Genomic DNA, 12,935 nt, shown 5'->3' on the forward strand with positions numbered 1-12,935 from the left:
GCATTCACCTCCTTGCGAGCATAAATCCCGAGAATACCAAGAGGAGCGTGAGAGATACGTTTGAAAAGACATTCAAAAATGCCTTTATGTACTCCTTCTCTCTGAGAAGAATAAACGTTTCATATGAAAATGTTGAAAATGTACTCAGAGACCCGCAAAAGCCAATTCCAAAAAACACCCTTGTCTTGGGCGAAATATCGTAACCAAAGAACATAAGCCCTGAAATATAACCGAGCAGAAAACTTGCTATGCTGTTCACGATTAGTGTTCCGACTGGAAAATCTCTGTATACTGGTAGAAGTCCAGAAATGTAAAATCGGGCAAGTGCTCCCAATGCCCCTCCAAGGGCTATCTGAAGCACAAATTTGCTGCTCATTTTCTTCCACCCAGCCTGAGGTAGTAATCAATTATCTTTTCCACCTCTCTGCTCACCCCCTTTCCTCCGAGAGCAATATTCTCTGATGAGTATCCGAGTATCTTTATTGCCAAGGCTCTGTTGGCTGTGTATACCTCATAGAGCTTGTAATTTAATGATGATATCTGTTTGGTCAGTTCTAACAATTCCAGCCGGGCTTCATTTGTTGCTTCTCTCTTTTCGTAGCTTTTCATTTTCCTCCCTCAGCCTCTCAAGTTCCCTCAGCAGTATCTCCTGATCTTTTAAAGCTTTTTCATACCGATCTTTCATCAGAGCAAGTTCCCGTTTAAGTTCCTTGATAAGCTCACTTGGGATTTCATTCATTTCATTCACCTTCAAAGCTCAAATAGTAGTGTATGAGCTTTTCTATATCCCCGTATTCTTTTTCCTCTTTCCCGAGCATCTCTCTCAGCCTCTTGTTCTCGGCTATCATACCTGAAAGCTGAATTGCGAGGTTCCTATTGTCCAGGGCTATACCATATGAGGAGAACTTTAGAGGTGACCATTTCCCCTCAAGATTATACAGTCTCTCTTCCAGTTCCTTAACTTCTTTTCTTAAAGCTTCCACGTCTTCTTCCGGGTCGTAATCTAAGAATTCTCCCAAAAGAATAATTTTAATGCCTTCCTCAACTCTAAAACCATGTCTCATGCAGATTTCCCTTATCTGGTTAAATGTTTCATCCTCGATCTGGAAGGTGACCTTTCTCCATCCAACTTCAGGCCTTACCACGATTTTCATTTTCCTTCATCTCTCTTCTCAGTTCTCTGTTTTCGATGCTGAGCTTTAATCTAAACTCCTTCATTTTTTCTTTATCTTTCTTTGCTTTTTCGCTGAATTTAAGGAGCATTTGATAGTGCTCTTCCATCTCCTTGAGCTTTTCTTCAAGCCTTCTGCGCTTCTCAAGCAGGTAGTTAATCTCAAGTATTTGGAGCGTTTTTTCGAGTTTCCCCAGCTCATAGAATCTCCTTTCTATTTCTTTTTTCTCTTTTCTAATTTTCTGAAATTCGTCGTTGGTGACTCTAATCTCTATTTCCAAGCAGAACACCTCTGAGAATTGAATGCTGCTTCTGCCTCTTTACAAAGTTTATCTGCAGGGGGAGTCCTTTGAGACTTTCAATTGCCTTGGGAACTGATGATGTTTCCTGTTCCGTAGGTGCATCAGTTGCCCTGTAATCGAACTTCTCAATGAACAGGTGCATTAGGGTTTTTATTTTTTCCAGCTTTCCAATTTGAACTTTCCTAAGTTCTTCTGCAAGCTCTGGTTTCTTCCTTCTAAGCCTAACTTCAATTTCTTCAAAGTGTCTCTTGCATAGGATTGCCTCAGAGTCCCTGTAGTTCTCAATCAGCTCGTCCATTCTATCCACTGTTGCCTCTACTGCATGCTTTTCTTTGACTTCTGTGAGTTCGCAGAGGTAGCATTTCCCTTCCTCGATCTTCTTTTCATCCCTCAGTGCATTGAGATAAATTGAAAGCATGTGTTCGTAAATTATTGCAACTCCAAGCCCACCATAGAGGGGATTGGAATATGCAATGTCTTTAAGCTTCCATGCATGATATGGACATGATCCCAGACTCTCGGAGAACTTTTCTCTGACACTGGGACTGTTGACATGTTCGTAAAGTATATGCCCAATTACTTCTCTCTCGTATTTTTCAACGATCCTGCAAATAGGACATCCAGTTCCTTGAAAGGCTTCCCTGAGATATATTCCAATCAAATCCATAGCCATTCCTCAGAAGCTGAGCAGATCATTTAGGGCTCTCAAAGCTCTGTACGTGTTCTGGAAGTTTGAAATTCCAAGCTCAAGGGATCGTCTGAATCCACCATTGGGATTCTGCAGTGCTCTAATGAATCTTATGTGCTCCTTTATGTATCTTGGCTTTCTTCCGAGGAGCTTCAATGCTCTTATGGCGTAAAACGTTGGTTCGAGGTAGGGAGGTAGAGACATTGGGACTTCTGTGAATCCTCCGTAAACTTCACATTCTTCAAAAAACCTTGTTTTTGGTACTGGATATCCAAGAACATTGAGGGAATATATGGCTTGATATGTCATTGTGACAGTTGGCTGGTTCACTCCGTAGCCGTTTCCTTTTCTAAAACCTTCTATGAAATCCCTAATCTTTTCTTTCATTTCATCTGTGATTTTATAGTTCAGCAGTGAAACAAGCCTCATGACCCAATAGGTTGATTCTAATGGAGTTGCTGCTCCAAATTCCTCACTTCCACCTAACCCAACGGAGAACTGTCCCTTCAGGGGATTGTATTTCGCAAATATGTATTCAAGCTTTTCTCTCGCCAAATCTTCAGCGCCAAGAATTGCAAGTGCTTCGCCGGCCATTGCTAAAGCAACTGTAGCCCTGTGCGGCTGAGCAGAGCTATTTAAAAATTCGATTGTTTTTTCTTTTTCTGGAATTTCAAGATTGAACAGGTCATAGATTTTAACGGCATAGTATGTGTCATTTATATTTGTCTCATTCAGCATTGAGACGAAGCAGTAGCCGCCATCTTCATGACGCCTCGTTGAGATGTAGTTTATAACTGCATTTAAATTTACATATCTCGCAAGTTCATTAAGCTTCGAGCCCATTCTACCGCCTCCTTCCATTTTTATGAGCATGAATTGGTAGAACAGGCGTCATCAGCCCTTAACGGGCGGTTCGGGCTCGAAGCCCGGGCGGACGCCATCGCCCGACTAAACGTGAGAAAGAAAACATTTAAAGATTTTGGTTCATTGTTTTAATTAAAGCCTTTGCAGGTGAAATCATGAAAACCGTGTGGTTCGTGTACATAGGCAACAATTCGTACAGAGATGTCGTTTTTTATGCATACACCGATGTTAACAAATACTTAGCTGAGAATAACATCCCCATCAGGCTAATCTTCCATCATCCTCGAGTTAAGGCTGGGGAGAACACAGAGAACATGCCAGAAAAGGACATCCTTCTTGAGTCCAAACCTGGTTTCACAATAACCATCAACACAGGAAAGGGGAAGGTGGTGGCATATCCCCTTGAGGGGATCCTTGATGTCCTCTACGGGTGGCTGGTCAAGACCCGTCATGAAGTTCAGGAGATTTATGAGAGGCACCAAATAGAGCCTGACGATGAGATACCAGACACCGTTATAGGGGTTGTCAGCTTTCCGCTTGTTACAAGGAATCCCTATCTCGATTTCTACGAGAAGTTCCTTGGGGTCCAAAAAAAGGTTTCTGGTCTGAATATTATAGCTGTCTCTGTGAGTCCATTCTATCATCCAAACAAGCTCAAGTTCTCAAACAGGATTTTTAAGGCAATTCTTCATGAGCTCGGTCATGCTTTTGGGTTGGATCACTGTTCTGAAAACTGTGTGATGAATCCTCCCTCAACCATTGAGGAGTGGGATTCAAGGGTTCCCGATTTTTGTCCCAAATGCTTTCTGGAGCTGAAGAGAAATGTTGAATGGAAAGAGAATAAGCGTGATAATACCAGCATACAACGAGGAGAAGAGGATAGGGAAAGTTCTTCAGAGGATGCCTGAGTTCGTGGATGAGGTTATCGTGGTGGATGATGGGAGTGAAGATAGGACAAGTGAAGTGGCGAGAGAGCTTGGAGCAGAGGTCATTAGACTTGAGCAGAATCAGGGGAAGGGCAGAGCCATGAGTGAAGGCATTAAAAAGGCTAATGGAGATATAATCGTTTTCATTGATGCCGATGGACAGCACAAGCCTGAGGAGATCATAAAACTTGTGGAGCCCATTGTTAATGGTGAGGCGGATTTTGTCATCGGTTCTCGTTTAATAAAAGCTCAGGGAGAGAGGCCACTGATAAGGAAAATAAGCAACTTCATAACGACTTCCCTCATTCGTTTAAAGCTCGGGATAAATGTTAGAGACACTCAGAGCGGATTTAGGGCAATCAGAAGGGAATTTTTGCCCGAAATTGAAAGCAAGAGATATGAGGTTGAGACTGAGGTTTTGATAAAGGCAGTAAAGAAGGGTGCGAGGGTAAAGGAAGTCCCGGTTTCGATGATCTATGGCATTGAGACAGGTCATTTTAGGCTGGAGGATATCTTGCGATTCCTACATTCTTTAGTGAAATATTGAAAGCCGCCTGTTGGTTTTTGTCTGATTATTCAATAAAGTTTTAAGACTTTAAATTTGTTCTTAGAAAAAACTTATATACGTGGATGGCATATTTAGTTCGGATATTTTAGCTCACGCTGTGGTGGTTAGATGCGGTTTTTAATAAGACTCAAGAATGAGAATTTGGAATTTAAGGTGCCTTACAACCATCTCTACTACCTGCAGGGATTGGTATATAGGAGAATCCAAAGGATAAATCCAGAGCTGAGTTTATCTCTTCACAGACCTAAGGTTCCAAAGCTGTTTACCTTTTCGCTCTTCATGACCAAAGAGCGGCATAGGGTGAACGGCAACAGCAAATACTTCATCGGCAGAAAAGAGGCTTTCTTTTACTTCTCCACAGCTGTTCCAGAGATAGCTGAGGCTTTCATAGGCGGTCTTTTGCAGGAGCCAGAAGTAAAACTCTGGGATGAGAAGTTTTACGTTGAGACGGTTAAAGCGTTACCGGAGCCGGTTTCATTCAGCGGGAAGATATATTCAACACTCTCTCCAATAGCAGTAACTACCATGAAAATCCAGTTTGGAAAGCCGAGGCATTACGACTTGGGACCAGATGAGCCGGAGTTCTATGGGAATCTAAAGGAGAACCTCAAGCAGAAATACCTCCTGATCTACGGCAAAAAGTCCCCAGAGGATTTTGAAATTGAAGTGCTGAATGTAAAACCCAAGCGCTTCGAGGTTAAGCCGGGCATTTTCCAGAGGGCTTGGCATCTTGTTTTCAGGGCTTATGGAGATGATGAATTAATTAGAGCTGGCTATTTGGCTGGCTTTGGAGAGAAGAACTCCCTTGGCTTTGGGATGGTGAAGGTTGATGGGAGGCGGAGAAATGGAAGAACCTCTTCGATTTACAGGAAATTGGTTCATTGATGCTGGGATTTTAGGATTTGTGAATTTGATGGAGGAGGTTTACGGCTGGGATTTAGAAGAGCTTCAGAGACGTATCAAGGAGGAGCCGGAAAAGGTTTATTACGGCTATTTTCCGCTGGCCTACTTTTACAACCTTCCTCAGAGTAACAAGGACATGATGGTTCTGTTCCAAGCAATTAAGGACATTGAGTCTTTTGAGGGTGATAAACAAGAATTGCTGAAGTTAGTATGGTGGAAATACATAACCCAACTCTTCACTGACGCGTGGATAAAAAAGAAGCTTGGAGTGATGCACGAGAAAGATTTAAAGAACAAAAGCGGGAAAGTAAAGGACCCATACAACGATAGTGGTTACGTAGAGCTCGTGAAGAAGCGTGAAGAGCTCCTCAACGTAGCTCTCAAACTTGAAATAAAAGACAAGTCTTCTAAAAAGAGTTGTGGAGAGTTAATAGGGAAGCTAATTGGAAAGAGAAGAGATATCCATGAATTGAATTTGAAGGATTTTGAGAAATTGCTTGAGTTATTCTCTAAGTCTTCGAACTCATTAAATGAGTTACCAGAAGATTGTAAAACTAAGATACAGGAAGCTATTCAAGTTCATAATGAGCTTAAGGAATATCTAACGTCCCAATGGCTCGCTTTAAAAAACGTCCCGTATGGAGAAGCAAACACGAGAGAGGTGAAAGGCAAATCTAGATACTTTAGAATCCCCATCGACAGTGGCTTCTACAAGAACTTTATGTTCTTCAACAATAGTAAGGGGATATTTGAACAGCTTGAGGATTTGAAGAATCTCATTGATGGAAATGTTGAATACACAGAGTATCTCCAGAAAATTGATAAAACCCTGAGCAAGTTTCTCCCCTCTGACTCGGAGTTCCCGAATGTCCATTATACCCTTATTAGGGTTGAACCATTGCTACGGCATGTCCCACGTCTATTTGTCTATCTCCTAAATTTCCTCAATGCATTTACTTTCGTTAGCGGCGTTGGCAATGTATTCTTCTACGGAAGCACACTTGACTTCACATATCATGTAAATAAGCGCCTAAAAGTCCTTATAGCCCAAGCACAGGAAAAACAATCACAATCTATGTTCAAGATAACATGGCAAGCTATTATTGATGTGCTTGTAGAGGGCAAGACAAAATGGAGCCTCGAAAATATGTATCTAATTCAGTTTACTGGAATAAAACAACAAGCACTTGTGAATGTGGAATATATCGGCATTCCAAAACTCCACGCTTCGATAATCCTCGACGACAATATCAGGGATGCTATAAACACTTCGCTACCTGTCGGTGATTCAAACGTCTGGCTTCTCAGCGAGTTTATAAAGCAGAAGCCGCTCTATCCGCTGATTTCAAAGCACTTGTGGAATGCTGTGAAAAAGAACGGTTTCCTCAACTGGAGAGCCAGCCTCTATGCCCTTGCCATTGACTCAAAGTTAAGAAAGGAAGGAACTCCCGGAGCCATATTTGACCAAGCTTTCTTTGACCGCCCAAAGCGAGCGGCAGTCGAGGTGAAGGACTTCTACAAGGAGATGATCTATGTTGCCACAGTAATCAAAGAGGTTTCACCTGAAATCAGCGGGAAGAACCTAATTCACCCACTCTTCTCAGCGCTGAGACGTCACAACAGAAACGCCTTCGTCAATACACTCCTCAAAGCACTCCTCCAAGCCAGAAGCAAGGACAAAGTTACAACGATTAACAACTACCTCTTCAGGCGGATTTTAAACAATGATACCTCTTGGGAGGATTTTGCCCTCGCCCTTATCGTTGGTCTTATTGGAGGCGGTGAGGATGCCGGTTCAGAACAAGGTGTTGTGGAGGATTAAAAGTCTAAGTAAAGAAGTTCTTGGCAAGGCTGGCTCCGATAACTACCGCCAGAAGCTCGTCTTCGACCTGCTGAACGCTGTCAAGGCAAACGACCAAGACAGGTTCCTATGGATTCTCTTGAGGGCCATTAATGCCCATTCCAAGGACAATCCCAAGGCCAATGAACTTGCTTCCGCGCTTATGGATGTCTTTCCTTCTTCTGAGGCTGACTTTGAGAAGGTTGCCTACGCTGTCATACTTGGGATAATGGCCGGAGGTGGAAGCTGATGGGAAGGTTTTTGGTTATGGATGTGGTCTTTTACGGGAGCTCCCTCAACTACGACCAGGGGAGCGGGAACTACCAAGAGCTCAAGAAGATAACCCGCTGGGATGGGAGACAGTATACGCTTGTGAGCAGATACGCCCTGAGATACAGCATGCTCAATGATAGCGGTGTTTTTGGAAAAGATGAGCTTGCACCGGGAGAAGTCTTCACAAAAGACGAGAAAAGTAAGGGCGATGTTTTCAATCCCAAGCCAGACCTCCTGTTCAGCGGGGAGATACTCAAGTATCCGGAGTTCGACCTCTTCGGGTACCTCGTTACAAAGTCAGAGCCAACTCAGTCGAGAACCGCCCCTGTTAGGATAAGCCATGCGGTTTCGATGACACCGTTTTACTATGACTCACACTTCAACGGGAACCATTGGATAGCCCAGAGAGCTCTGAAGGCTGGCCTCACCACAAAGCTTGAGCCAAACTTATTCACGATTGAAGAGCACTACTCCTATTACATCTACACCGTTGTCGTTGATGTTGATAACGTGGGAAGGTTCTCAGTATTCACGACGAAGATAGACGATGTTAAAACAGTCCTTGATAACCTAAAGGCCGGGGGCGAAAATGCAAAGAAGGTTGAAGAATACAAAGGGCTCATCGAAAATGACGGCAAGAGCAAAAAGAAGGGCGAGAATGAAAGTAAAGGAAACACTCCAACGACAGGGCTGGTTCTCAACTCTAAGGATGGAAAAATTGGGATTGGAAACGTTCATTTAGAGGAGCTTAGGATAATACCAATACTTGATCCGACGAGCAACAAGAGAGAGGTTAAAGTTAGTCTCTACGAGATCCAGTTTGACCTCGGTGAAGAAGCAAGGAAAGAGAGAGTTCTCAAGCTCGTCAAGGCCGTTTTGAATCTTAAGAGAAAAATAAAGGGACGCGTTGAGTTCCTCGCTCCAAAGCTCCTGATTCTCGGAATCTACAAAGACAAGCCCTACGACTCCTTCAAGGATAGGATCCAGCTCCTTGGCGAATTTGAGGAGGAAGAGTACGTTGAAGTTGAAGAGAAGGACGGAAAAGTAATCAAGAAAGTTAAGAGAGTAACAACAGGTGAGAATGACACGGAAGAATACGTCGAGGAAATCGTTGAATCCAATTCGGAAGGCTCAAGCGAGAAGACTGTCCGCGTTAGAAGGAAGAGGAGCGTTTCAAGAAAGAGAACCGCTGTTTTTGAAATCAATGGTGCTAACGGAAACATCAAGCAAGTGGGATCCAAGGAGAGCCTTACGTGCTACATCGAAAAATTGCTGTTCAATGAAAGCAAGAAATGTGGGGGAGATGATAAAGACGACACTATACCCGAGATTTTAATCTTCAAAGACCCGAGCGTAGAAGTTAGACTCGAGTGATGACTATGTCAGAGAAAACCCTGCTCATAGAGCTATTCCAGCCTTTTGCCCAGTATCGCAACCCCTTTACTTTCTATTACGCACAGACTTACCCGCTACCACCGAAGTCGACGATAATCGGCATGCTCCAGAATGCACTTGACGATTGGTACGGTCACAACAGGGGAGTTGATGAATGGTGGAACCTCAAAGTCAGTGTTCATGGGGGATTTGAGAGTGTCTTCTGGAACTATCAGCAACTGATAAAGGCCACAAAGGCAGGGATTTCCCTCGTCCGCTTTAGGGGCAAACCTACACTCTGGAACCAAAACCTTCCTCTCTACGGTTTTCCTGTAACTTCTCAAAGAAGCCCGGTTCTCCAGCAGGAACTCTTCAACGGTTGGCTTTACATTCTCATTAGGGGAGATAGGGGCTTCCTTGGCGAAATCAAAGAGGCACTTGAGAGGCCTAGAAAAGTTCTATCACTCGGCAGAAGCGAGGACGTTGTCTTCTTGAGAAGGGTCGAGTTCATTGTAGGAAAAGAAAAGAAAGCACGGGAGATAGCGATTAAATATCCAACCTACGTTGGTGTGTCAACTGAGATGCTGAGGAAGAAGGAGTACCCAACGTATTCCATCCCCGTTAAGGTGGTCTTCAAGAACGACGGAAAGCCCGTGAGGCACAAGGCAGAGATAAACACCAATACATTCAGAGACGTTGAGTTCAAATCTGTAATCTACGTTGGTGCCTGGACGTTCCTGAAGTTCAAAGAGAAAGTAAGGCTTGAGGAGTATTCAATCGAAGGAAAGAGGCTCAAGGTTGTTACCGATGAGAGTGCAAGCGGGTGGTTGTGATGTCTCAGGTTACGATAGACGAGTTCCTCAAGAGAGAAAATAAAAATCTGGAAGAAAATACTACCTCTAAACTGTTCCGTCTTCTCAAGGCAAAAAGTGGCGATAAAGATGCTCTCTTGATTGACCATGTGAACACCGCATTGAGAAGATGTGCTGAGCTGTATGAATTCATTGAACGCCTTGGAAGTGCGATAACATATGAACCTCTCAGAGATCCAGAAAAAAGAAACGTGCTCTTCAAAGGGCTAGCAAAGGCAATAATCCTCCACGACCTCGGCAAGATAACTCTTGACTTCCAAAGGAAACTCTACGGAAAAGAGTTTCCAGAAGAACTCAAGGAACTTCTCGAGGGAAGTGGAAACATAAAAGCTCGACATGAGATTCTCTCCATTCTTTGGAGTACAGGGCTTCTTGGGCACATAGATGAGGATGCAAAGATAAGGGCGGCAGTTCTTCTCCATCACTACAACGAATTTTTCTCGGAGGACAAAGAGTTCTCTCACATAGTGGAGCTTTACCCCGATGACGTAGAAAAGTACTTAGATTTCTTGGTCTCAAAGAAAAGAGAGCTTGGGGAATTCTTGGATGACTATCTCAGAACCATAGAGAGTGAATTCAACGAAGACTTCATCCGGAAGGCATTAGCTGAGATAAAACCCGATTTCTCTCGTATAGAGGCACTAAAAGAGAAAGTGGAAACGTGGGATGATGACCTTTCAGAGAGCGTTCCAATCTATAATCCTGAGGAACTTGACGTTGACTTCCTCGTTTTCCTTGGTATGCTTAGGAGATGCGACTATTCTGCGAGTGGAGACTTTCCTATTGAGACTGTACTCGACATTTCAAAGGTCTTTAGGGACATTGAGGAGAGAATCAGGGAAAGAATTGAGAAGAAGCTGAGGAAGACGGGACTCACTCTCGAAGAACTCTGGCAGAAGAAGCTGCTCAATAGAAAGGATTCGGACTACCTCGTCGTCGTTGCACCCACAGGATCTGGAAAGACCGAACTTGGTGTTCTCTGGGCAAAGAGCAGAGGCAAGCTCGTTTACACGCTCCCGCTCAGGGTTGCACTCAACGACCTCTACAGGCGGCTTTCAGAGGAGTACTTTGACAACGAATCTGTGGGCTTACTTCACTCAACGGCATTCATGGAATACATCGAAGGTGCCGGAAGCGACATCAAGGTTGAGAAGAAGGTGAACTCTGCTGGGCTTTTGGCAATGCCTGTGATGCTCTCGACGCCCGATCAGGTGTTCCTGACTTCCCTAAATTACTACGGCTCAGACAAGGTTATTTCGGTTTACCCTGAATCTTGCATAGTGGTGGACGAGGTTCAAGCTTACACCCCTGAGATGGCGGCAGTTTTTCTGAAAACGCTCCAGCTCATAAAAAGGGCTGGTGGGAAAGTGCTCGTGATTACTGCGACTTTACCACCGCACATCGAACATTTCCTCAGGAGGGAAGGATTTGAAATTGTTGATGTTCTTGAGGAAGCAAGAAGGCACGGAGTTAACGTCAAGAACCTTCACCTGAAAAGACACCTCGTCAAGCTTGTGGAGGGCGATCTTTTCAGATACACTGACGAAGGTGTGAAATTTGAGGGCATTAAGGACGTTCTTTCAGCAATTATTGAGTTTGAAGAATGCGGCTTTAGGAGCGTTATGGTGGTTCTTAACAACGTAAAGAAGGCAATAGAAGCGTATAAAAGCATCTCAGGGCGAGTTAAAGGCTGGGAGGTGTACCTTCTTCATTCGCGCCTGCCAGAGAAAAAGAAGGCGGAAGTAGTCCTTGAAGTTAAGTCCAACCTTGAGGAAGGCAAGCGGGTAGTCCTCATAGCGACTCAAGTCGTTGAGGCATCAGTGGACCTTGACTTTGACGCGATGATAACTGAAATCTCTCCAATAGATAGTCAGATTCAGAGATGGGGCAGGGTCTATCGGAACAGAAAAACCGATTACGAGGGGGATGTTCCTAACATCATCGTGTTCTCGGGCGTTGATAGGGGGACAACAGCGGTGTACGGTAGGAATATTGGCGCAAGGGTGCTCCAAAAAACCATAGAGGTCATTAACTCACTTGAAGGAAAGACACTTGACTACGAAGCCGAAAGGAACGCCATAAACGAGGTCTATCACGGTGAAATCCTTGAGAAATACAAAGGGCAGATTGAGGAACTCCTTACAAGGCTTGACTACTTCACTCTTGAAAAGCAGAGCGAGGCCCAGAGAGTTTTCCGCCAAATGGCTGGAATGTACTTCGTGGTGCCGGCTCTGATGATCGAATACGGTTACAGCGAAACTGTAAAGAAGTTCGGGGAGTTACTAAGCGACCCTAAGAACTTTAGACTCAGCTGGAGCGACATAACACAGAAACTTTCCCAAGAACTCGAATATGAGGTCAGCAAATGGGAGCTCAGAAAGATACTTCAAGAGTTTTCAGTCAATATCCCCATCTGGTTTGTTTTCAAAGATGGAAACCTTCAACATGCGCTTCACAACACCTTCAAGGGTTATCCAGTGGTTCTAACGTGGGACAAAAAAATAGCGGAGAAACTTTGGGAATACGGCGTTGACAAGGTGATTGACAAGGACCTTGACGTGGAGGGAGATATTCTGTGAATTACATCTTCCAATGTAACAGTGATAGGTGTAGTGAAAATTACACCAACAACTGTAATCTCATCCGCGAATATCTCCTCACTGAGCTTTTTGTCACAGGCACAGAAATAAACTACCTCTTCATCTGCAAAACCAAGCTCTGGTACTTCTCTAAAGGCATCACCATGGAACAGGAAAGCGAATGGGTTGACCTCGGCAAGTTCCTGCATGAAAAGAGCTACTTCGGAGAAGAAAAAGAAGTCAAAATAGGTCCAATAAGCATTGACTTCATCAAAAAAGATGACATCATAGAGGTTCATGAAGTCAAAAAGGGCAAATCTATGGAGAAAGCCCACGAGATGCAGGCATTGTATTATCTCTACTACCTCAAAAAGCTTGGCATAAATGCGAAAGCTATTCTGAATTACCCAAAGCTCAGAGAAACCAAAGAGATAACCTTGGAAGGAAGAGAAAAGGAAGTTGAAGATTCAATCAGAGAAGTTGAGCGAATAAAATCATTCCCAATTCCACCAAAGCCTGTAAAAACAAAGAAGTGCAAAACGTGCGCATATTATGAGCTTTGCTGGGTTTGAGGT

General features: G+C 43.9%; 16 protein-coding genes and 1 riboswitch. Of the genes, 9 read left to right on the plus strand and 7 right to left on the minus strand.

From position 1 onward, the window contains the following. Window positions 1–4 precede the first annotated feature (4 nt). Genes crcB through VFC49_RS00450 form a run of 7 tightly spaced genes read right to left on the minus strand, consistent with a single transcriptional unit; the run spans window position 5 to window position 3,004 of the window. Complete coding sequence (gene crcB, locus VFC49_RS00420) at window positions 5–376, minus strand: fluoride efflux transporter CrcB (protein ID WP_324735702.1); 372 nt, start codon at window positions 374–376, stop codon at window positions 5–7. Continuing rightward, a complete protein-coding gene (locus tag VFC49_RS00425) occupies window positions 373–609 on the minus strand; it encodes a hypothetical protein (RefSeq protein ID WP_324735703.1) in 237 nt (78 codons plus the stop codon). Before VFC49_RS00425 ends, crcB begins: the two co-directional genes overlap by 4 nt. Further along, the gene (locus VFC49_RS00430; protein WP_324735704.1) at window positions 575–739 is read right to left on the minus strand and encodes a hypothetical protein; all 165 of its coding nucleotides are present in this window, start codon (window positions 737–739) and stop codon (window positions 575–577) included. Before VFC49_RS00430 ends, VFC49_RS00425 begins: the two co-directional genes overlap by 35 nt. Before the next feature lies 1 nt (window position 740). After that, the gene (locus VFC49_RS00435; protein ID WP_324735705.1) at window positions 741–1,154 is read right to left on the minus strand and encodes a hypothetical protein; all 414 of its coding nucleotides are present in this window, start codon (window positions 1,152–1,154) and stop codon (window positions 741–743) included. Next, window positions 1,132–1,452, minus strand: a complete 321-nt coding sequence (locus VFC49_RS00440; protein ID WP_324735706.1) for a hypothetical protein — start codon at window positions 1,450–1,452, stop codon at window positions 1,132–1,134. The genes VFC49_RS00435 and VFC49_RS00440 overlap by 23 nt, the downstream gene beginning before the upstream one ends. Further along, a complete protein-coding gene (locus VFC49_RS00445) occupies window positions 1,436–2,146 on the minus strand; it encodes a DUF6062 family protein (protein ID WP_324735707.1) in 711 nt (236 codons plus the stop codon). Before VFC49_RS00445 ends, VFC49_RS00440 begins: the two co-directional genes overlap by 17 nt. A gap of 3 nt (window positions 2,147–2,149) precedes the next feature. After that, a complete protein-coding gene (locus VFC49_RS00450) occupies window positions 2,150–3,004 on the minus strand; it encodes a prenyltransferase/squalene oxidase repeat-containing protein (RefSeq protein ID WP_324735708.1) in 855 nt (284 codons plus the stop codon). 35 nt (window positions 3,005–3,039) lie between these two features. Then, window positions 3,040–3,115: riboswitch (Fluoride riboswitch) on the minus strand. A gap of 65 nt (window positions 3,116–3,180) precedes the next feature. Here VFC49_RS00450 and VFC49_RS00455 point away from each other — a divergent pair. From VFC49_RS00455 to cas4, 9 genes are all read left to right on the plus strand, one after another. Further along, a complete protein-coding gene (locus VFC49_RS00455) occupies window positions 3,181–3,933 on the plus strand; it encodes a peptidase M54 (RefSeq protein WP_324735709.1) in 753 nt (250 codons plus the stop codon). Continuing rightward, window positions 3,848–4,498, plus strand: coding sequence for a glycosyltransferase family 2 protein (locus tag VFC49_RS00460; protein WP_324735710.1), 651 nt, complete (start codon window positions 3,848–3,850; stop codon window positions 4,496–4,498). The genes VFC49_RS00455 and VFC49_RS00460 overlap by 86 nt, the downstream gene beginning before the upstream one ends. Before the next feature lie 129 nt (window positions 4,499–4,627). Next, entirely contained in the window at window positions 4,628–5,404 is a 777-nt protein-coding gene (gene cas6, locus VFC49_RS00465) for a CRISPR-associated endoribonuclease Cas6 (protein ID WP_324735711.1), read from the plus strand. Continuing rightward, window positions 5,349–7,244 (plus strand): hypothetical protein, encoded by a 1,896-nt coding sequence (locus tag VFC49_RS00470; RefSeq protein ID WP_324735712.1) that lies wholly within the window; start codon window positions 5,349–5,351, stop codon window positions 7,242–7,244. The genes cas6 and VFC49_RS00470 overlap by 56 nt, the downstream gene beginning before the upstream one ends. Next, the gene (locus VFC49_RS00475) at window positions 7,210–7,512 is read left to right on the plus strand and encodes a hypothetical protein (protein WP_324735713.1); all 303 of its coding nucleotides are present in this window, start codon (window positions 7,210–7,212) and stop codon (window positions 7,510–7,512) included. Before VFC49_RS00470 ends, VFC49_RS00475 begins: the two co-directional genes overlap by 35 nt. Further along, complete coding sequence (gene cas7i, locus VFC49_RS00480) at window positions 7,512–8,909, plus strand: type I-B CRISPR-associated protein Cas7/Cst2/DevR (RefSeq protein WP_324735714.1); 1,398 nt, start codon at window positions 7,512–7,514, stop codon at window positions 8,907–8,909. The genes VFC49_RS00475 and cas7i overlap by 1 nt, the downstream gene beginning before the upstream one ends. Continuing rightward, complete coding sequence (gene cas5b, locus VFC49_RS00485) at window positions 8,909–9,742, plus strand: type I-B CRISPR-associated protein Cas5b (protein WP_324735715.1); 834 nt, start codon at window positions 8,909–8,911, stop codon at window positions 9,740–9,742. Before cas7i ends, cas5b begins: the two co-directional genes overlap by 1 nt. Further along, window positions 9,742–12,360 carry a CRISPR-associated helicase Cas3' gene (gene cas3, locus VFC49_RS00490; RefSeq protein WP_324735716.1) on the plus strand — a complete coding sequence of 873 codons (2,619 nt, stop codon included), beginning with the start codon at window positions 9,742–9,744 and terminating at the stop codon, window positions 12,358–12,360. The genes cas5b and cas3 overlap by 1 nt, the downstream gene beginning before the upstream one ends. 62 nt (window positions 12,361–12,422) lie before the next feature. After that, a complete protein-coding gene (cas4, locus tag VFC49_RS00495; RefSeq protein ID WP_324736775.1) occupies window positions 12,423–12,932 on the plus strand; it encodes a CRISPR-associated protein Cas4 in 510 nt (169 codons plus the stop codon). The last annotated feature ends 3 nt before the right edge of the window (window positions 12,933–12,935 follow it).

The sequence above is a fragment of the Thermococcus sp. SY098 genome (assembly GCF_035621495.1).
Classification (GTDB): Archaea; Methanobacteriota_B; Thermococci; order Thermococcales; family Thermococcaceae; genus Thermococcus_B.